Raw genomic sequence first — 20463 nt, 5'->3', positions numbered from 1 at the left:
GCCGGGCACCAGTCCACGACGAGACGACCGGCTACCTCGAGGTAGGACTCGTGGACGAGGAGGCACTCGAGCCCGCCCAGGCGAAGCTCGAGGCCCTCGGTCTCCCCTTGGATCAGGTCGTCTTCCAGGCGGTGGCGCCGATCGTCGGGCTGTCACTCACTGCCAGCTCCCGAGGGGCCCGCCGTAGGCCCCTCGGTCCTCGTGCGTCCCGTTCGGATCGAGGCCCTCGAAGCACCCGGCGTCGATCAACGGGGAGGCCCCGGCGGGGTGGAAGTTGCCCTCGCCGGGGGACGTGAAGAGCGGGTCCAGCTCGACATTGCCGTCCGTGCCGATCTCGAACCGGGGCGGCACGTCGCTGATGTCCGCGCCGTTGACGCCATTCTCGAAGAACAAGTTGCAACGGATGCGGCCCGTCTGGATGTACGCGTGCCAGATGCCCACCTCGGAGCGGGCCACCACGTTGTTGAGGATGTCGAGGTAGGCCGCCTGGCTGACGATGGCCTCGCGGGTGTTCTCCCAGAAGACGTTGTTGGCGACGAGGGCCACGTCCTGGAAGTGGTTGGCCACGAAGCCGTGGGTGTTGCCCACGAAGAGGTTGTTGCGCACCACCGCGCGAGCGTGGAAGTAGAGCATCGCGCCGATGGAGTTGTTGCGGAAGACGTTGTGCATCAGGAGGGCGGACGTCGGCGCCTCGCCCCGGTCGGTGTGGCCATCCGCGTAGACGGCGGACGAGTACCAGTCTCCCCCGCAGTGCATCACGTCATGGGAGTCACACACGTTCCCCGTGCCGACGTTCTGGAAGGTGAACCCGGCCACCACGACGTCCGTGGCCCCCGAGAAGTCGACGAGCTTCACGGGCGCCCCTGCCCCATCGAGGATGGTCCACCGGGCACCACTGCCGAGCAGCCGGATGCCACTCTTGAGGCGCACCGTCTCGAAGTAGGTGCCGGACTTCACGAGCACGGTGTCACCGGCCCGTGCGGCATCCACGGCGGCCTGGATGTTCGGGTAGTCCTGAGGCACCCGGAGGGTCTGGGGCTTGTCCTGCTTCGCGGGCCAGGCGGAGGGCCCCACGGGGACCATCGCCGATTCCGACAGCCCACCGGCGGGGTCCAGCACGGACACGGCCAGAACCTCCCCGGGGGTACCGCCAACCTCGAATTCCTGAGCCCCCGCGGCCAGCTTCGTCACGGACTCCTGAGCCGGGCGGGACTCATGCAGGCGCGAGACCACGACCACGGCGCCAGAGGCCCGCAGCGCCTCCGGGACGGGAACCCGGAGGGAATAGGGCACCGGGGCGGGCTGGGGCTGCTCGAGAGGCGGCACAGGCTGTGGAGGGGCCGGTACGGGGACCACGTCGGGCGAGGAGCCGGTGTCGGGTGGAGCCTCCGCCGAAGGCGGTTCGACGCATCCGGCCAACAGGAGACCGACCAACAGCGAGGCGGACCATGGAGAGCGCACGTTCATGCCTCCAGCCACAAGCAATCCCCACACCAGTTCCTCATGCCCTCGAGCGCGACAAGTGGGAGAGATGACAACACCTCGCGGGCGGAGCCTGGAGACGCAAGGGTCCGGCTATGCTCGGGCACATGACACGAGTCCTCTCGTTCCACGGCCGCTCCTGGCACCTGGCGCGCAACCTGGGCCGCGCCCTGTTCGTCCTCGCACTCGGGCCCCTGAGCCTCCAAGCGCGGGCCGCCACCGCTCCAGCCGAGGCCTCCGCGCAGGCCCCCTCACATTCCGTCCTCTTCGCCCGCGCCTGCGCCGCGCTCGAAGCCGGAGACCTGGAGGGTGCCGAGAGCACCCTCCTCACGCTGCGGCAGACCCTGCCCGAGCGCCCCGAGCCGCGCCTGCTGGAGTCGCTCCTGGCCCTCCGGCGGACCCGGCCAGCCATGGGCTGGCGTGAGGCCTTCATCCAGGCCTGGAATGACACCGGCCGGCCCGACCTCAGGGAGTCGCCCTTCCTGCCGAAGGACCCGGAGCCGCCCGCCACGGGCCCTGGCCCCGAGGAGGTCTGGAAGCGGGAGCTCTCGGCCGAGCAGCGCGCCCTGGTCGCCCTCACCATGAGGCTCGATGCCGAGCAAGCCCGCGCCCTCATCCAACAGCTCCCCGTGCTCGCGCCTCCCGAGCTGATCGTCCCCATCGCCGAGGAGCTCGGGCGCGACCACCTGCCCGCCGCGCCGCGCACCCAGCTCCGAGCCGCCCTGCGCGCCCGCCTCGCGGCGCTCTCCGCCGACTACCCGGAGGCCATGCAACTGCGCGCCCTGCTCCTCCTGGAGGGAACGGACGCCAAGGCACCTCTCACGGCCCGGGAGATTCAGGAGCTGGAGGCCCTCTCGCGGCTGCCGGACTGGCGTCACAGTGATTTCCTCTCGATCCAGCAGTACGCGCTGCGCCACCTCGAAGCCACCGGGATTTCTCGCCCGGAGAACCACGCGTACATGGTTGCCGTCATGGCACTGGTGGGCCCCACGCCCTGGCTGCTGCAGAAGCGCACCGAGGCCTCGCGGGACACGCTGACGCCCGCCGAACGCCAGCGCCTGAACGAGGCGCTGTGGCGCATCGGCTCGCGCCTGTCCGAGGAGTCCTCCATCCTCGAGCGGCTGGTGGGACTCAACCTCATGAAGAAGGCCGCCACGGAGCTGGGGGACCCGGAGCGCCTGCGGCAGGCCACGGAGCGGAGCGATGACGCACGGGCCAGCTACAAGGCCGTGGATGGCGCGGTGCCCCATCAGTGGCCCCTGCCCTCCCTGCGCAAGGAGATGATCGAGTCCTCCATGAGGGACGAAGTGGCGCACATGAACGCCTTCCGGGCGCCCAAGGCCAGCACGCGGTAGGAGCGGGCGGCATGAGCGCATCCAGGCGGCGCGTGTCCAGGGAGGAGACTGTCTACACCTACGGCGCCCAGCGCGTGCCTCCCGGCTCGAACCCACTCTGAGCGCTGTGTCGAGCCCCCCTGCCCTCGGCGGGCCTGGAGCACGGGGCCGCCGGTCCTCGCGGCCCCGGCATTGCACGACACGAGGGCCATGCTGAAATCATCCCTCATGGCCACCCGTCGCCCTTCCGAGTCCGAGTCCACCGAGCGAAACGCCCCGTCCGTCGAGGCGGCCTTCCAGGCGGCTCCAGAGGAGATGGTGGCTCAGATTCTGGACGGGGAGCTGCATCTCAGTCCCCGCCCAGCTCGCCCCCACACCAACGTCGCAACCAACCTCGGCATCCTCATTGGCGGGCCCTTCAAGTTCGGCAGAGGCGGACCGGGCGGATGGGTCCTCCTCGACGAGCCGGAACTGCACCTCGGAAGACGGCCGGACAAACTCGTGCCGGACCTCGCCGGGTGGCGGCGCGAGCGCCTCCCCGATGCCCTTGGAGGGGACGAGGCCCCGGCACACTACGACCTCGCGCCGGACTGGGTGTGCGAGGTGCTCTCCGAGCGCACGCGGCACATGGACAAGGGCCTGAAGATGCGCATCTACGCCCGGGAAGGGGTGCGCCACCTGTGGCTGGTGGACCCGCTGGCCCACACGCTCGATATATTCCGGCTCAAAGGGAACCACTGGCTCCTGGTCGAGACCTTCGCCGGAGAGCAGCAAGTCCGCGCCGAGCCCTTCGAGGCCATCGAGCTCGAGCTGGCGCTGCTCTGGTCCAGATGAGGCGTCAGTCGAGGAAGCGGCGCTCCCATCGGCGCATGTCTTCGTCGGAGAAGCCACCCCAGTTGCCACGGTCCATGTACAGCCAGGGTTCCAGCACGCGTGCCAGCTCGCGGTACTCGGGCAACGTGCGGCCCTGCTCCGTGTCACCCGCCTCCGGCCATGTCCCCAGCGTCACCACGGCCCGCTCGCCATCGAGTTCCTGCACGGTGGTGCCGGGCGAGCGCAGGCGCTCACGCAGGCCCGCAGCGCCCCCGAGCTCGCCCAACACGGGCTGGCCCAGGAAGTTCAGCCAGTGCACCCCCTTCACCCGGGTGCCGATAGAGAACGAGTCGAAGTGAAAGCCTGGGATGTCCAGGCCAGGATGGCGGAAGGACATCTCGCGGATGGCATCGGTCGTGCCGACGACGCTCTCCGGGTAGTTGAAGCACAAGCCCCCATGTCCGGAGCAAAAGGGCAACTTCGCCGCCAGCTCTAGCGCCAGGTCCCGCACGTGTCCCGGTCCGTGCGCTTCCAGGTATTCCGTGGGCAGAATGAAGGACAGTGCGCTTGTCACATTCTTCTTGAGCAACCGGCCCCTGTAGAGAACCTCATACCCTGTGGTCTCACTGGGAGACTCACTCAACCAAATTTGGGCGACGGGTTCCTCGAGCATCAAGCGCCGGATGTACGCCCAACCCTTGTCATCGAGTTCCTCCCAGTCGCCACTGTACGGGTCTGCATACCAACCGAGCACCTGGGGCCCGATGGCACGGAGGTACACCTCCATGCAGCGCATCACCTCCTGGACGATCTCCTGGTGGGGGCGCTTCATGTAGAAGGTGAGGCTCACGCTCTCCCGGATGTACAGGGAACGTTGTTCACCACCGATGGTCGAGTAGAGGCGAACGCGCGGATAGTGCTCATTCATCACTGAACCCCCTTGGGCGTGACGAAACTGGCATCGAGCTTTCCATCAAGAAGTGCCTCTTTGTACATCGTACCTTGATCATTTGGATGATGAGGTTGGCCCTGAGTGGATTGCCGCCACGAAGGTCTGTTGTTGGGCGGGCAAGGAAACTTCAGGTCATAGATGCGCTGAACCTGGTTCGGATTACCCGATACGTGAATCACGACATCGGGCACCAGTGCACCCCAAAGCATGCTGGTCAACCCGAGTTGCAGCCACTCCTCCACTTGCTTGGGGTCAACCCACCGCCATCGTCCCGTGCTGGAGTCTTTCTGGTAGGTGGGCTCCACGCTGACATTTTGCGTGAAGCGTTCCGCGAATGCCATGCGCGCGCACTCGAGGGCCACCTCGTGCTTCCTCGCCCCAAGCTCCATGGCGCGCGTCACCTCCTTCCCGCCCTCCATGCGCACCACCTTCTTGCATTGCTCCCTGGTGGGCTCCTGTCCCTGGAGTTCCTTATCCTCTTTGTTGACCTTCTCATTAGCTTTCTGGGCGCAGTCGGTCAGCACCTGCTCGACGACCTTGATCTCCGCGCCCTCCAGCATCACCGACATGGTGGTGGCGGCGTTGGCGGCGTCCACGGCACGTGACACCCAGGGGATGACCGCCTCTTCGCCCGGCAGGGTTTTGTAGCAGGCGGGGTTGCGCAGGCAGCCGGCCGTCGCCGAGTCCGTGGACTGTGCGTACTGGACCGGAGCACGGGTGGGGCCCAACGTGCTCACCAGCGGACCTCCCGCGGCGCATCCAACCTGCAACAGGAGAATGAGCAGCAGCGGTATGCCGGACGTGGGGGGCCGGGTAGACATGCCTCGACTTCCTCCTCCAGGGTGGGTGGACTTCGAGTGTAGTGGATTCCGGTGAACTCTCGACGAACCGTCCCTCATCGAGGGGAGTGCACCTGTGTAGTAGTCCGCCGCTTGGTGCACCGAGTACCTCCTGGAAGTCAGGCCCCCGTCCATGCGAACAAGAGCATCAGGCCTCCGGCAGGCACGGCGGCCAGCGAGGAGCACGCATGGACGAGCAGAAGCAGGCCGAGGCCAGTGAGGAGAATCCGGATCAGTTGGGGCCGTATCAACTCCAGGAGCAGGTGCCGCAGGCCGCTCGCGGCCAGGAGGAACTCTATCTGGCCACGCACGAGACGAGCGGGGCAACGGCCCTGGTGCTCAAGCTCAACGCCGAGCAGGACGCGGCGGCGCTGAAGGACTGGCGGGTGAGTCTCAGTTCCTCGTCGGCCCCACCTGGCTACGTCGTCATGCAAGTGGAGCAAACCCCGTGGTCCAGGGCGCCCGACAGGCAGTCGGTGGAGTCGCTGGTGTTCACGTTCGAGAGCGTGCGCGAGGCAGTGTGGCGCATGGCCCGCGCCGTCCCCGAGAACTATGAGACCCGCTCTCGGTGGCGCCTGGGATTGGGTGTGGCGAGCGCCGCTGCGGTGTGCGCCCTGCTCCTGGCGCTGGTGTGTCTGGCCCCCGAGTCCCGGCCTCCGAACAGCCCGGAGCCGTTGGCGAGCGCTCTGCCAGCGCCAAGGTCCCAGGACAAGCAGCTCGCGGCCTATAGTGGGGGCGAGGGGGCCGATTCACCGCTCAATGCGACCACCCTGGTCCAGACGGAAGACCCGGACTCTACTGGCATCACCTACCCACTTCCCGCGAAGCCCTTCGGCAACCAGGCCAAGGCACCCTGCAAGCCCAGAAAAGGCGAGGTGGAGATCAATGGCGGCTGCTGGGTAGCGCTGGAGAAGCGCCCGCCTTGTTACGACGATCAGGCCGAGTATCAGGGGAAATGCTACCTGCCCGTCGCTGAGCGCCCGAAGCCCCAGCCGAGTGCGCTCCAACCATGAGGTCAGGGTCCTCCGCCCCATGACGCAGCACTACCCCCGGATTCGCCCCTACGGTGTCTATCCCCCTGAGAAGGAGGCCGGCGAGCGTCTTCTCGCGAGGGAGGTGATTCATTTTGTCTTCTACATGCCGCATGACCACCCGGACCTCGCCGCCGGAGTATCTCACGCATTCGACTGCTACATGAACGCCGTTGGCGAAGGACCACACACCATCAACTCCTGCGCATTCGGCTACCACACTCATGGGCCCCTTTCCGAAGAGCGTTGGAAACGCATTCACGAATTGCTGCAACCCGACCGTCCATTCCGCTACGCCGAGGACTGCACTGACCCGTACCGCCGCAGGGAGATGGAGAAGAGCGGCAACGAGACGTGGATCCACCTGGGCAACTGGCACGACAGGCTCTCGGGCTTCAAGCTCACCTACTCGGCCCGTATCCCCTCCCGAGACCGGGAGCCGTCCGACTACGACGTGAGCTATCTCGAAGGCATGCTGCCGACCGAGTACCTCGAGGACCACGGCCCCGCGGCGGTGAGGGAGCTGATGCTCGACCTGGCGTCAGGCCTTCACTTCGCCAGTGGCCACGCGGGCCTGAGCTTCGATTCTGTCATCGGGGATGTGTTCTTCACGCCCCGAATTCGCACCGAGCTCCTTCGCCATCCGGGGGTCAGCCTCAACCACGGCTCTACTCCGGATTGGATGGGCACACAGGTTGACGGCGTGCACTGGCTCAACTTCCTCGGCCATCCAGTCCTTCAGGAGCTGGGCGGCGTGTCCGCACTTCGTTCCAGCCTGCACTCACCAGAAACAACCGTGCAGGCAATGGATGAGGCGCGGGCCATCGTGACACTGGGGGATTGGCCCGAAGCTGGCGATCTCAATCGAGGCGATGCGCTTCCCGCCTACCGAGAACTCGCCCACGTGCTGGAGTCCTGGCTCGACAAGCCCTTCAACGCTTCCAGGTTCCGCGTCGAAGGCTTCACTCATGAAGAATCCATGAGATGGGCCCAGCGCTTCCTCGCATAACGTCGCATTCGAGTTCTTTGACACCTCGTCACCGACACCTCGTCACCCGTGCTCATTCATTACTGAACCCCTTGGGCGTGATGAAGTTGGGAGCGAGCGATCCTTCACGTGGTAGCTACGTGACCTCGACGAACTTCGTTCCTGTGATGCCCCTGAGGCATCCCCTCATATAAGGCCGAAAGCTTCACGGAAAACGAGCTGTTCACAGACGAGTTGGGCGAAGCGCTCAATGAGAGGCCGCAACTGGGCTTCGGGCATATTGGGCAGAGCCTGGTAGTACATGCAGCCCTGGCGGAAGAGGGAGTAGGTGCGCTTCTTGGAGGTGTTGGCTTTGAGGTGGCGCTCCATACCCAGGCTCTCGCCAGCAGCCCCCAGCAGCGTCAGCAGGGCACATGCGAAGGCACTCAGTAGCAGCAGCCTGTCACGCCTGTCCGTCTCCGCGATTCGGAAGGAGGACAGGCCCATGCCAAAGCGCAAATCCTTCACGTCCCTGAAACTCTCCTCGATGGTGAATCTCCCGCTGTAGAGAGTCACCACCTGGGCTCCGGAGCTTCTCCCCCAGGCTGGTTGCCAGACACCAGGGCTCCTTCATGCCCTTCTTCTTCACGCATACCACCGCGGCGACTTCCACCTCATCGGCCGTGACGCGTGCTCCCTTGAGCTTGCGCAGGTGGCCTGAGGTGGGCACCCACTCCGCTGCCGTCCGGCGCTCTCCCTGCGCGCTGGTGACGATGATTCGCTGGCGGAAGCGCACCACGTACTCGAAGCGCAACTGCTCGAGCAGGGCATAGAGTTTCTGGTCCGCGAAGCCCCGGTCGGCCAGAATCGTCACCTTCACCTCGGGCGCAATCAACTCCCGCAGCCGCAGCAGGACGCTGTCTTCGGCGTCATTGCGCATTCCCTTGAGCGCGGACTTGTGGACCGTCAGCCACACCAGGGGCGTGGAGCGCCCGTGTCCTGTGCGCAGCGAGGCCACCAGCGTGGTGTGGTCGTCCTCGTCGAAGTCCGTCCAGTCCAAGGCCACCACAGCCTCAGTTCGCTGTCCCATGACGTAGGGCACCCAGAGAGAAAGCAGGTGCCACACGTCCACTCCCGTGTTGGACAGCAACCTGTCCACCTGCTTCACCCCGTGCTTGCCCTTCTTCCCCCTCGCCACTGCCAGCGCCTGCCCTATGGCGTACACCGAGAGGCTCGCGGCGTGGATGACGCCCAGCGTCGCCAGGGAGAGCGACAGGACTCTCTTGGCGTGGAGGTCTTCTCCGAAGAGTCCGGCGAGGAATTCATGCACCTGCTGTTCGTTGATGGCTTGAGTGCCCACTTCTCCGGTAACATCCATGACCCTACTGCTCAAACCACTTGGCCAGATACACGCTTCCTCGCCTGCTTGCTAGATGAGGGGATGCCTCAGGTGATGCCCTCCTCCCCATGGCTTGTTTGAAATGCTCGGAGACGAGGAGAGCCACATTCCAAACCAGCGACGGAAAACGTGGGAGTCGCCCACCCTGCTTGGGTCGATGTGCATTCCGGCAACGACTCGGTACTGCCCCACCCCATCGGGGTCTTCGTCCTCTGGACGCCAGTAACGCACCTCTTCTTCGCAGCGCGCATCATCGATGCCCTGAAACACTTGACCTTGACGAAGCAGATGAGATTCATCCGCTCTGCGCTGGATTCTCTCCCGATGGAACAGTCCTTTGCCGGAAAGCATCGAGCCCGGCGAGCAAGTCGCGCACTTCTACGGGCACCTCGTCTATGTGGAATGCGTCAATAATCGCAGTCGCCGTCACCTGTATTTTGTGCTGCTCTTGCAAACGCTGGTTCAACGCAGCGAGACAGCGCTTCCCTGGCACCAATTCCATTCGGCCCTCGAACGTCGACCAGCGCGCATGGAACTCAGAGAGCACCCGATTGATCGCCGTGGCGGCATCGATGCCGCCACGCTGCTCAGACGCCTGCCGACGAGACAAATACTGACTGAGCACTTCGCCTTGGAACGAGCCGGCGATCTCCATGAGAAGGGCCTGGATATCCGGTATTTCTGCCGCGGCTACTCCGGTTCGCCGTGCGCGCTCGCGGGAAGCGGCAGATGCAGCCCTCGCCAAAGGCTCAGTGACAAGCAGATAGTTCTCGACCTCTTTTCGCTGGTGCAGGTGTACGAACTGAAGATGCGCAGCCAATTTCACGCGCACGTCCTCAATCTCAGCATCGGCCCGGTAGTCTCGATCCAACACAATGCTGAGCGAGAGTGGCCGTCCCAATGTCCGCCCAATGCCCCAACCAACCCCTACAACCTTCTCCCAATTTGCGAATCCACCAATAGGAACCACGGTCAAATCATTGCCATTGGAGAGTTCGCCAAGCCCGAGGCGCCGCGCGAACCGCCGGAGAATCCGAAAGTCCTCCCCCTCGACGAACAACACCCGTCGCGTCCTGGCGAGATGGGTCAGCGTAGGATTCTGGATGGAGCCCACAGCTTCGAGCACCTTCTGGACACCATCCGCGTCCGAAACACGATGGGCTGACTTGAAACGTTTGTTGATCAGGAGCAGTTCGTTGGGCTCGGCCTCGGCGATGATTTCGGACGAGTGCGTCGCAAGCATGATGTCGGGCCCTGCCTGACGAAGAAGCCCAAGCAACTTTCGCTGCACGTCAGGATGGAGGTAGGTCTCCGGCTCATCGAGAACAAGCAGAGTGGCGGCTCGGTTGCGGACGATATGGGTGAGAAGCTGGCACCAGATCTGAAATCCAAACCCCACCCAGTAGAGCTCCCGATCAATGCGCTCCTCTCGGCAGAACATGGAGGTGTGTGTAAAGAGGCGAGCGCCTTCGCGCCTTACTACCTGTTCCGGCGAGTTGATCTCCATGCCAGGCCAGGTTTCCCGGACCAATGCAGCGAACTCCTCGAACTGTTCAGGGAAGTGATGCCAGAAACTGCGAAAGTGACGAGAGGCCCGATGGGTTGCGAGTCCTCGTGTCACCGTCTCTGGCTCGACCAGACGCTCCTCATGCTCTACCGGACCCAGGACCGGAACGACACCAACAGTAACGGGAAAAGCTTTTCTGAAGGCGCTCGGAGTCTGAATCGCAGCCCCCTCGCTCTCATGGAAGAGGAAACAGCCTCCATCAGCCGGAAACCAGAGCAACAGCCTATTCTTGTTCGACAGCTGAAAAGTGACAGTGGATGAACGATCGTTGTAGTCGCTATGGACGTTCTCGACAGAGATCGGCAGTTCATCAACAGGGATGGACCAGCCCCACCGCGTCCGTTCATCCGGTCCTTCGTGGGGAGTAGGTGAGCGGGCTCGGGCTGCACGTAAGCCTGCGGCGAGTGCCCGGAACGCGGCGATGACCGTGGACTTCCCCGAGTTGTTGGCACCAACAAGCACGTTCATGCGTTGCAGGGGAACGCGGTAAGAGACCAGTGCCTTAAAATTCTCGAAATGAATCGAGGTGAAAGTCACCTCGCTGCTTTGCTCTCGGGTCACGGTAACTCCACCGGCTCTCCGGGAATGGGGGCGCGACAACACAGGGCGCAGGCCAGAGGAAGAGTGGAGCCCCTGTTGACGAAAAGCACCGGGGCCGCTGGGAGGAGAGCGGCCCCGGTGGGGTACGGCAAGTCTGACAGAACTGCCTAGAAGATCTCCTCGAGCCACTCGCGCATGCGGCCCTTGACCTTCTTGTAGACGTTCTCCTCGCGGATCCGGAACATCCGCCGGTCCAGGTGCTTCGCCCCGTACACCACCAGGCCCACGCCCGTCGCGTACATCGGGCTCTTCACCACGTCCACCAGCCCGCCAATGCCCCTCGGCATGCCCCGGCGCACCGGCAAGCCAATCACTTCCTCGGCCAGCTCCGGCATCCCCGCCAGCAGCGTCGAGCCACCGGTAATCACCACGCCCGAGGCCAGCAGATCCTCGTAGCCGCACTTCTGGATCTCCCGGTGCACGAGCTGGAAGATCTCCTCCACCCGCGGCTCCAGGATCTCACACAGAATCTGCCGCCCCAGCACCCGCGGCTGCCGGCCACCCACGCTCGGCACCTCGATGGTCTCGTCCTTGTTGACCATCGACGCCAGCGCGCAGCCGAACTTCTGCTTGATGCGCTCGGCCTCGTGCGCCGGGGTGCGCAGGCCAATCGCGATGTCGCTCGTCAGGTTGTTGCCACCCAGCGCGATCACCGCCGTGTGCACGATGGAGCCGCCCGAGAAGATGGCGATGTCCGTCGTGCCTCCGCCGATGTCGACGAGGCACACGCCCAGTTCCTTCTCGTCCTCGCCCAGCACCGCCTCGGCCGACGCCAGCGGCTGCAGCACGATGTCCGCCACGTTCAGGCCCGTGCGGTTGGCGCACTTCACGATGTTCTGCGCGCTCGACACCGCTCCCGTGACGATGTGCACCTTCGCCTCCAGGCGCACGCCCGCCATCCCCAGGGGCTCCTTGATGCCGCCCTGGTCGTCGATGATGAACTCCTGCGGCAGGACGTGGATGACCTCGCGGTCCAGCGGAATCGCCACCGCCTTGGCGGCGTCGATGACGCGCGCGATGTCCGCCTCCCGCACCTCCTTGTCCTTCACCGCGACAATCCCCTGCGAATTGAAGCCCTTGATGTGGCCACCGGCGATGCCCGTGTACACGTGGGAGATCTCCGCTCCGGCCATCAGCTCGGCCTCCTCCACCGCGCGGCGGATGGAGGACACGGTCGCCTCGATGTTGACCACCACGCCCTTGCGGAGGCCCTTCGACGGGTGCGTGCCGATGCCGATGATGTCGATCCCGTTGTCGGTCAGCTCGCCGACGATGGCGCAGATCTTCGTCGTGCCGATGTCGAGGCCGACGATGATCTCCCCGGACTTCTGCTTCGCCATGACAACCCTCCCAGGCCCCCCACTCTCGTGAAAGGGGCGCGTTCCCTACTGCGAGGCCCCGCTCCTCTCGGACGCGGGGCTCGAAAGCTTCACCGCCACCCAGCCGGGCCGGGCCCGGTTCTCCAGGTGGATGACCCCCGCGGTCAGGCCGCGGGCACGCAGCTCCTCGCGCACGCGCGAGAGCCTCTGAAGTTTGGCGTCCGTCTCCCCCTCCCCCATCCGCGCCTCCATCCCGTCCGCCATCACCAGCACCAGCCCCTCCGCCGTCATCCGCACTTCGCTCAGCCGCTCGCGCTTGACGGGCTCGGTGGCCGCGTAGGCCCGGGCCACCTCGAGCGCCTGGCGGAAGCGCTCGCGCGTCTTCGCCTCGTCCGCCAGGTAGTCCTCCCGGTCCATCCCGCTCACGAGCGGCAGGTCCAGCTTGTCGCCGGGCTGCAGCCGCTTGAAGGGCTCGCCGTCCTCGTCCACCAGGTACAGGTCGCCCAGCACCGCCAGCGCGGCCGGCACGTGCTCCACCACTTCCACGGACACGCTCGAGGGGAAGCGGCGCGACACCTCCACGGTGCGCACCCAGGGGTGGGCGGCCATGGTGCGCTCCAGCGTCTCCACGTCCAGCGACCACAGGTTCTGCCCCACCGTCAGCCCGGACAGCTTGAGCAGCTCGCCCGGCGCGGCCCGCTGCAGCCCGCTGAAGGTGGTCTCCTTCAAGAGGAACGTGGGCGAGGACAGCGCCCAGCGCCGCAGCTCGATGCCGCCCCACACCAAGGCGCATGTCAGAGCCGTCAGTAGGATGGACTTGAGCAGTCCGGGACCGTGCGAGCGCACGGCTCCCTTCACCGCCTCCTTGGTCTGGGCGGCATCCTGGCGACGACGGTTCTTGGACTTACCGAATGCCATGGTGTGCGTCGGCGCATGCTGCGCTCGGATGGATCTCCACGCCAGTTTTTCGCTACAGACACGTCGCTGTAGCGCCCGGGTCCCCGGAAGGGGACCGGCGAGTCCTCTTCGACCTCGGGGGAAGGGCCTCTCAGGCCTTGAGAGTCGCGCCTTGCAGCAGGCGCTCACAGAGGCCCGGGAAGTCGATGCCCCGGCCCGCGGCGATCTTCGGCAGCAGGCTGGACTCGGTCATTCCGGGCAGCGTGTTGATCTCCAGCAGGAAGACCTCCCCGGACGGCAGCAGGATGACGTCCGAGCGGGAGCCTCCACTGCACTCGAGGGCGCGATGAGCGGCAAGGCAGACCTGGTTCACGCGCTCATACTGATCCGGCGGGAGGGGTGCGGGGAAGAGATACTGTGTCGTTCCGCCGGATTGGTACTTGGCCTGGTAGTCGTAGAACTCCCGGGCGGACACCACCTCGATGACGCCCAGGGCCTCGTTGTCCAGGACGCCGCCCTGCACCTCGCGGCCCTTGATGAACTGCTCCACGAGGATGGAGCCGGCCAGCTTGGAGACGGCCTCGACGGCGGCGAGGTACTCGTCACGCGTCTTGCAGATGTAGACGCCCACGCTGCTGCCCTCACGGGAGGGCTTGACGACGACGGGGAAGCCGAAGGGGAGCGAGTCCGCGGCGGCCCGGGCCTCGTCGCCGGAGTGGAAGGCGCGGTAGGGCGGGGTGGGGATGCCGTGGGCGATGAAGACCTGCTTGGCGAAGACCTTGTCCATGCCCAGGGACGAGGCCATGACGCCGCTGCCCGTGTAGGGGATGAACATGCACTCGAGCAGACCCTGGACACAGCCGTCCTCGCCGTAGCGGCCGTGGAGGGCGATGAAGGCCACGTCCACCTTCTCGGCGGCGAGGCGCGCGGGCAGATCCTTGCCCACGTCGATCTCCGCCACGTCGTAGCCCAGGCCGCGCAGGGCCTTGGACACGGCGGCGCCCGTGCGCAGGGACACCTCGCGCTCGGAGGAAAGACCACCGGACAGCACACCCACCCGCTTCCGCTTCAGCTCGTCCTTGGAGAAGCCGCTCATGGCTGGAAGACCCCTACACGCTTGACTTCGGGTTGGAGCTCGACACCCCGCTCCTCGCGCACGCGAGTCTGCATCAGGGTGAGGAGCGAAAGCACGTCGTGAGCGGAGGCTCCGCCCAGGTTGACGATCCAATTGGCGTGCAGGGTGGACACCTGCGCGCGGCCAATGACGTGGCCCTTGAGGCCCACGCTCTCGATGAGGCGTCCGGCGAAGTCGCCCGGCGGATTGGCGAAGACGCTGCCGAAGTTGGGCTGGCTGAGCGGCTGGCTCCGCTTGCGGTAGGCGAGGTCCTCGTCCATGGCCTTCTTGGAGGCCTCGAGGTCGCCCTTGGGCAGCAGGAAGCGCACCCGCGTCACCACGCCGCCCCGGGGCAGCTCCGAGTGGCGGTAGCTGTGCGGAATCTGGGCCTTGGAGAGCCACCCCACCCCGTCCGCGGTGGCGACTTCCACCGCCTCCACCACGCGGTAGCACTCGCCATTCTTGGTGCCCGCGTTCATGGTGACGGCGCCGCCGAGGGTGCCGGGAATGCCGGCGAGGAACTCCGCGCCGACCAGCCCGTGGGCCCGCATCTGGTTGCAGAGCCGGACGATGGCCGCGCCCGCGCCGAGGATGAGCCTCCCCTCCTCCGCGCCCACGTCGGCCTGCTCGGGGAACAGGTCGCTCGGGAGCTTCACGGTGACGCCGGGGATGCCGCCATCGCCCACGAGGGTGTTGGCGCCCCCGCCGAGCACGGTGAGGGGCACGCCCTCCTCGCGCAGGAAGCGGAGCAGGGCCACCAGGGCGTCCGGGGAGCGCGGACGGACGAGCGCCTCGGCCGGGCCGCCCACGCGCACACTCGTGAGGGGCGCGAGCGGCGCACCCGCCGTCACGTCCACGCCGGACAGGCGCCCCAGCCGCTCGGGCAGGGACGATGAGGAGAAACCCGCCGCCATGCGCTAGTCGCCCTTCGCCGTGCCGTGCTGCTTGAGGAGCTCGACGAGCTCGGGGCCCACGTGGGTGATGTCTCCGGCGCCCAGGGTGAGGACGATGTCGCCCTCGCGCAGCCGGGGCAGCATCTCCCTGGCCAGGTCGGTGCGCTTCTCCACGAAGGTGACGTCGCGGTGGCCGTGGGCGCGGACGGCGTCGGCCAGGGCATCGCCGGTGGCGCCGGAGATGCGCTCCTCGCCCGCGGCGTAGACGCTGGAGACGAAGACGACGTCCGCGTCGTTGAAGGAGGTGGCGAACTCCTTCAGCAGGTCATGCGTGCGCGTGTAGCGGTGGGGCTGGAAGGCCACGACGATGCGCCGGCCGAAGGCGCGCCGGGCGCCCGCGAGCGTGGCCTGCACCTCGGTGGGGTGGTGCCCGTAGTCGTCCACCACGGTGACGCCGGCCGCCTCGCCGCGCACGGTGAAGCGCCGCTGCACGCCGCCGAACTCGGACAGGGCGCTGCGCACCACGTCCAGGGGAATGTCCATCTCCTCGGCCACGGCGATGACGGCCAGGGCGTTGAGGGCGTTGTGCGCGCCCACCATGCGGACGCGGAACTCACCGAGCGGCTCGTCGCGCCGGAAGGCCTCGAAGCGGGTGGTGAAACCCTCCAGCCGGATGCCCTCCAGCCGGTAGTCCGCCATGTGCGAGCTGCCGTAGGTGACGGCGCGCTTCTCCAGGCGGGGCAGCAGCGACTGGACGTTGGGGTTGTCCAGGCAGAGGACGTTGAGGCCGTAGAAGGGCACGCGGTTGCAGAAGGCCGTGAAGGCGTCCTTCAGGTTGTCCAGCGTGCCGTAGTGGTCCATGTGCTCCGGGTCGATGTTGGTGACCACGGTGATGGACGGGTGCAGGTGCAGGAAGCTGCCGTCGCTCTCGTCGGCCTCCACCACCATCAGCTCGCTCTTGCCCAGCTTGGCGTTGGAGTCGAGCACGTTCACCTTGCCGCCCACCACGGCCGTCGGGTCCAGGCCCGCGGCCGACAGGACGGTGGCGACCATGGAGGTGGTGGTGGTCTTGCCGTGGCTGCCGGCGACGGCGACGGCGTACTTGAGCCGCATCAGCTCGGCGAGCATCTCCGCGCGGGGGATGACGGGAATCTTCCGCTGGCGTGCGGTGACGACCTCGGGGTTGTCCTTGCGCACCGCCGAGGAGATGACGACGACGTCCGAGTGGACGAGGTTCTCCGCGCGGTGGCCCTCGAAGATGGTGGCGCCCAGCCCCTGGAGGCGGCGGGTGATGTCGCTGGCCTTGAGGTCCGAGCCGGACACCTTGTAGCCCTGGTTGAGCAGCACCTCGGCGATGCCGCTCATGCCGATGCCGCCGATGCCCACGAAGTGCACGTGCGCGGCGTGGCGCGTCTTGAAGAGGCTCGCGGGCCTGGCGGGGCGGGTGTTCGTCACGGATGTCATCTCCTCAGACCTGCTTCTCGTTGCCGCCAGCCTGCTTCTCGCTGCCGTCGCCGCCGGGCGGCTTGTCGCCGCCATTGGACTTCTTCGGCTTCTTCGGGTTGGGGTCCTCGCCGCGGGCCTCGGCCCGGCCGTAGGGCCCGTACGTCTTCACCATCAGGTCCACGAGCACGTCCGCCAGCTCCTTGGCGGCCTCGGGGCGCCCGAGCAGGCCCGCCTTCTTCTCCATCTGGCGGCGCGCCTCGGGGTTGTCCTTGAGACGGCGGATCTCCGTGGCGAGCTGCTGCCCGGTCAGCTCCGACTCGCGGAACATGAGGGCCGCGCCCGCCTTCACCAGCGCCTGGGCATTCACCTCCTGGTGGTTGTCCGTGGCGTAGGGGAAGGGGATGAGGATGCTGGCCTTCTTGGCCACCGTCAGCTCCGACAGCGTGGTGGCACCCGCCCGGCAGACGACGAGCTCCGCCTTGGCGTAGGCGCTGGACATGTCCTCGATGTACTCCACCACCTGGGCCTGGCCGTCGAAGCCCTTGTCCGCGTAGCCCTTGCGCACCGTCTCCAGGTCGTTCTTGCCCGTCTGATGGATGATGTGGAGCTGGTCCTTGATGTCCTGGAGGTGCTCCAACGCGTCGATCATCCGCTGGTTGATGCCGCGGGCGCCGAGGCTGCCGCCGAAGACGAGGAGGGAGAACTTCTCGTGCGCCACGCGCGAGCGGAGGAAGTTCTCCATCAGCTTGCGGCGGATGGGGTTGCCGACGAGCTGCACCTTGCGCGAGGGGAAGAAGCGGGCGGCGTCCTCGAAGGCGGTGAAGACGACGCGCACGAACCTGCCGAGCACCTTGTTGGTGAGCCCCGGCAGCGCGTTCTGCTCCTGCACGGCGGTGGGGATGCCCATGAGCGCCGCGGCGAGCACCACCGGCCCGCTGGCGTAGCCGCCCACGCCCACCACCACGTCCGGCTTGTGGCGCTGGAGGATGCGGAAGGACTCGACGAAGGCCATGGGCAGCGCGAACAGGCCCTTGAGGAGGCCCACGACGCCCTTGCCCTTGAGGCCCTGCGCCCGGATGGTCTCCAGCGGGTAGCCCTCGCGGGGAACCACGCGCGCCTCGAGGCCGCGCTCGGTGCCCACGAACACCACCTGGTTGGCGTGGTGGCGCGTCACCACCTCTTCGGCCAGGGCGATGCCCGGATACAGATGACCGCCCGTACCGCCTCCCGCGATGAGCACCTTCACGCCGCCACCTCCCTCATGTCACCGCCGGAGCGCAGGGTCCGGTTGCCAGCACCTTCCGCGCTGGCACTGAGCGAGAGCAATACACCGGCCGCCCCCATGAGCACCACCAGCGAGGTGCCTCCGTAGGACACGAAGGGAAGTGTCAGTCCTTTAGTGGGCAACAACCCCATGGCCACGCACATGTTGACGGTGGCCTGGAAGGCGATGATGGAGGTGAGGCCCAGGCCCAGGTACGTGCCGAAGGCCTCGGGCGCCGCGAGGCTCGCGCGGATGCCGCGCCAGATGACGACGCCGTAGAGCGACACCAGCAGCACCACCCCGACGAGGCCCAGTTCCTCGCCGATGATGGCGAAGATGAAGTCCGTATGGGCCTCGGGGAGGAAGAAGAGCTTCTGCCGGCCATCACCCAGGCCCAGGCCCGTGAGGCCGCCCGAGCCGATGGACATGAGGGACTCGGCCACCTGGTAGCCGATGTCATGGCGATGGGCCCAGGGGTCCAGGAAGGCCAGCACGCGCTTCATGCGGTAGGGGCTGGTGGCGATGGCCGCGTACGCCAGGGGCAGCGCCAGCAGCACCGAACCCACCAGGTAGCTCAGCTTCGTGCCCGCGGCGAAGAGGAGCGCGAAGAGCAGGAACACCAGCAGCACCGAGCTGCCGAAGTCCGGCTGCAGCATGCACAGGCCCACCAGCAGGCCGCACAGCATGAGGTGCGGCAGGAAGCCCACGGAGAAGCTCGCCACCTTCTCGCGCTTCTTCGCCAGCGAGTAGGAGAGGTAGACGACCCAGGCGAACTTGGCCACCTCGGCCGGTTGCAGGCCGAAGCCCGGGAAGCGGATCCACCGCCGCGCGCCACCCGCCGTGGTGCCGATGCCCGGGATGAGCACCAGCACCAACAGCACCAGCGTCACCAGCAGCAGCGGGTACGCGAGCCTCGCCAGCCGGCGCCAGCCCACCTTCATCCCCACCGCCATCGCCACCACGCCCATACCGGCCGCCACCAACTGCCGGTTGAGGAAGTAGAGGCTGTCTCCCTTCTTGTCCTGCGCCATGACGGCGCTCGCCGAGTAGACCATCACCAGGCCGAGCGACACGAGCGACAGCACGGCACACAGGAGCAGCGGGTCGAACCGCACCGGGGCGGAGGACGGAGCGGCGAGGGCCTTCATGGGTTCAGAGTTCCCCGACGAGGCGTTTGAACGTGTCGCCCCGGTGCTCGAAGTTCTGGAATTGATCGTAGGAGGCGCATGCCGGTGACAAAAGTACAGTGTCGCCGGATCTTGCCAGGGCCCTGGCCCGCCGTACAGCTTCCGCGAGCGTTTCGCAGGCGTACACAGGACAGCTTCCCTCGTACGCCTGGGAGATAGTCCCGGCGTCCTGGCCGATGGTGAGCACGCCCTTCACCTTGCCGCGGCCCTCGTCGACCATGGGCTGGTAGGGAGCGCCCTTGCCCTTGCCGCCGGCGATGAGGAGCACGTCCTTCTGGAAGGCGCGCAGGGCCACCAGCACCGAGTCCACGTTGGTGGCCTTGGAGTCGTTCACCCACTCCACGCCGTCCAGCACGCGCACGCTCTCCAGCCGGTGCGGGAGGCCCGGGTAGCTGTCCAGCCCGGCCTGCACCGCCTCGTGCGCCACGCCGGCCAGCCGCGCCAGCAGTGCCGCCGCCATGGCGTTCTGCGCGTTGTGGGCCCCGCGCAACGCGCGGTTGGTGAGGGTGAAGGACTCGCCCTTCTCCCCTGCCCCCTCGAAACGGAAGCCGCCGGGTTGAGCCACCGCCATGCCAGCCAACTTCGGGGCCGCGGCCACGGGACGCCCGGTGAGGCTGAAGCCGTAGACGGGCACCTTCGCGGCCTCGGCCAGCCGCAGCACGTGCGCGTCGTCCGCGTTCACCACGACGAAGTCACCCTGCGCCTGGTTGCGGAAGATGCGGGCCTTGGCCTCGCCGTAGGCCTCGTGGCTCGCGTACCGGTCGATGTGGTCCGCCGTGAGGTTGAGGAGGGTGGAGCCGAGGGGCCGCAGGCCGTCGATGCCCTCGAGCTGGAAGCTGGAGAGCTCCACCACCAGCGCCTCCCAGTCACCGGGCGACAGGGCCGCCTCGGCCAGCGGGCGCCCGAGGTTGCCGCCCACGAAGGTGCGCCGGCCACCGCGCGAGAAGAGCTCGCCGGTGAGCGCCGTGGTGGTGCTCTTGCCGTTGGTGCCGGTGATGCCGATGAACGGCAGGTGCGAGAGGTAGCGCCAGGCCAGCTCCACCTCGCCCCAGACGGGCACGCCCGCGGCGCGCGCCTTTTGAATCTCCGGCAGCGCCAGCGGCACGCCCGGGCTCACCACCACGAGCTGCCGCGACTCCAGCAGCCCCGGTGGCGTGGGACCGGCGACGAGCGTCACGCCCTGGGCCTTCAGCTCGCGCGCCGTCTCACCCAGCGCCTCCTCGGTGCGAGCGTCCAGCGCCGTCACCTGAGCGCCCTTCGCCTTCAACAGGCGGATGGCGGCCAGCCCGCTCTTCGCGAGCCCATACACCACTACCTTCCGGTCCTTCAGGTCGGGCGTCATGCGCGCCACCCCTCCAC

General features: G+C 66.8%; 16 protein-coding genes and 1 pseudogene. 4 read left to right on the top strand and 13 right to left on the bottom strand.

What is annotated here, in order from left to right:
• Window positions 1-156: 156 nt before the first annotated feature.
• On the bottom strand, window positions 157-1125 hold the full coding sequence (locus ACN28I_RS42315) for a NosD domain-containing protein (RefSeq protein WP_420947550.1): 969 nt from the start codon (window positions 1123-1125) through the stop codon (window positions 157-159).
• A gap of 464 nt (window positions 1126-1589) precedes the next feature.
• On the opposite strand from ACN28I_RS42315, the gene ACN28I_RS42310 reads away from it, so the two are divergent.
• Window positions 1590-2837: a hypothetical protein gene (locus tag ACN28I_RS42310; RefSeq protein WP_420947549.1), complete on the top strand. Its 1248-nt coding sequence runs from the start codon at window positions 1590-1592 to the stop codon at window positions 2835-2837.
• Window positions 2838-3044: 207 nt separating this feature from the next.
• Entirely contained in the window at window positions 3045-3650 is a 606-nt protein-coding gene (locus ACN28I_RS42305) for a Uma2 family endonuclease (protein WP_420947548.1), read from the top strand.
• Between the two features lie 4 nt (window positions 3651-3654).
• On the opposite strand, the gene ACN28I_RS42300 is transcribed toward ACN28I_RS42305, so the two are convergent.
• Both ACN28I_RS42300 and ACN28I_RS42295 read right to left on the bottom strand, forming a co-directional pair.
• A complete protein-coding gene (locus ACN28I_RS42300; RefSeq protein ID WP_420947547.1) occupies window positions 3655-4557 on the bottom strand; it encodes a DUF3396 domain-containing protein in 903 nt (300 codons plus the stop codon).
• Window positions 4557-5318 (bottom strand): hypothetical protein, encoded by a 762-nt coding sequence (locus ACN28I_RS42295; RefSeq protein ID WP_420947546.1) that lies wholly within the window; start codon window positions 5316-5318, stop codon window positions 4557-4559. The genes ACN28I_RS42300 and ACN28I_RS42295 overlap by 1 nt, the downstream gene beginning before the upstream one ends.
• A 290-nt stretch (window positions 5319-5608) precedes the next feature.
• Between ACN28I_RS42295 and ACN28I_RS42290 the strand changes: the two genes are divergently transcribed.
• Together ACN28I_RS42290 and ACN28I_RS42285 are read left to right on the top strand one after the other, a co-directional pair.
• Window positions 5609-6433, top strand: a complete 825-nt coding sequence (locus ACN28I_RS42290; RefSeq protein ID WP_420947545.1) for a hypothetical protein — start codon at window positions 5609-5611, stop codon at window positions 6431-6433.
• 19 nt (window positions 6434-6452) lie between these two features.
• Complete coding sequence (locus ACN28I_RS42285) at window positions 6453-7460, top strand: type VI immunity family protein (RefSeq protein ID WP_420947544.1); 1008 nt, start codon at window positions 6453-6455, stop codon at window positions 7458-7460.
• Between the two features lie 165 nt (window positions 7461-7625).
• Here the strand turns inward: ACN28I_RS42285 and ACN28I_RS42280 are convergent.
• From ACN28I_RS42280 to murD, 10 genes and pseudogenes are all read right to left on the bottom strand, one after another.
• Window positions 7626-8778 (bottom strand): annotated as a pseudogene (locus tag ACN28I_RS42280) (IS4 family transposase).
• Window positions 8779-9112: 334 nt separating this feature from the next.
• Window positions 9113-10945, bottom strand: a complete 1833-nt coding sequence (locus ACN28I_RS42275; protein ID WP_420947543.1) for an ATP-dependent nuclease — start codon at window positions 10943-10945, stop codon at window positions 9113-9115.
• A gap of 146 nt (window positions 10946-11091) precedes the next feature.
• Window positions 11092-12324 carry a cell division protein FtsA gene (gene ftsA, locus ACN28I_RS42270; RefSeq protein WP_204226192.1) on the bottom strand — a complete coding sequence of 411 codons (1233 nt, stop codon included), beginning with the start codon at window positions 12322-12324 and terminating at the stop codon, window positions 11092-11094.
• A 45-nt stretch (window positions 12325-12369) separates the two neighbouring features.
• Window positions 12370-13221: a cell division protein FtsQ/DivIB gene (locus ACN28I_RS42265; RefSeq protein WP_420947542.1), complete on the bottom strand. Its 852-nt coding sequence runs from the start codon at window positions 13219-13221 to the stop codon at window positions 12370-12372.
• A 130-nt stretch (window positions 13222-13351) separates the two neighbouring features.
• A complete protein-coding gene (locus ACN28I_RS42260; RefSeq protein ID WP_420947541.1) occupies window positions 13352-14296 on the bottom strand; it encodes a D-alanine--D-alanine ligase in 945 nt (314 codons plus the stop codon).
• Window positions 14293-15228, bottom strand: coding sequence for a UDP-N-acetylmuramate dehydrogenase (murB, locus tag ACN28I_RS42255; protein WP_420947540.1), 936 nt, complete (start codon window positions 15226-15228; stop codon window positions 14293-14295). Before murB ends, ACN28I_RS42260 begins: the two co-directional genes overlap by 4 nt.
• A gap of 3 nt (window positions 15229-15231) precedes the next feature.
• Complete coding sequence (gene murC, locus ACN28I_RS42250) at window positions 15232-16662, bottom strand: UDP-N-acetylmuramate--L-alanine ligase (protein ID WP_420947539.1); 1431 nt, start codon at window positions 16660-16662, stop codon at window positions 15232-15234.
• Window positions 16663-16675: 13 nt separating this feature from the next.
• The gene (gene murG / locus ACN28I_RS42245) at window positions 16676-17899 is read right to left on the bottom strand and encodes an undecaprenyldiphospho-muramoylpentapeptide beta-N-acetylglucosaminyltransferase (RefSeq protein WP_420947538.1); all 1224 of its coding nucleotides are present in this window, start codon (window positions 17897-17899) and stop codon (window positions 16676-16678) included.
• Window positions 17896-19065, bottom strand: coding sequence for a putative lipid II flippase FtsW (gene ftsW / locus ACN28I_RS42240; protein ID WP_420947537.1), 1170 nt, complete (start codon window positions 19063-19065; stop codon window positions 17896-17898). Before ftsW ends, murG begins: the two co-directional genes overlap by 4 nt.
• 4 nt (window positions 19066-19069) lie before the next feature.
• Window positions 19070-20446: a UDP-N-acetylmuramoyl-L-alanine--D-glutamate ligase gene (gene murD, locus ACN28I_RS42235; RefSeq protein ID WP_420947536.1), complete on the bottom strand. Its 1377-nt coding sequence runs from the start codon at window positions 20444-20446 to the stop codon at window positions 19070-19072.
• Window positions 20447-20463 lie beyond the last annotated feature (17 nt).

The organism is Archangium gephyra (assembly GCF_049060025.1).
Lineage (GTDB): Bacteria > Myxococcota > Myxococcia > Myxococcales > Myxococcaceae > Archangium > Archangium gephyra_A.
This window is presented reverse-complemented; position numbering and strand designations above follow the sequence as displayed.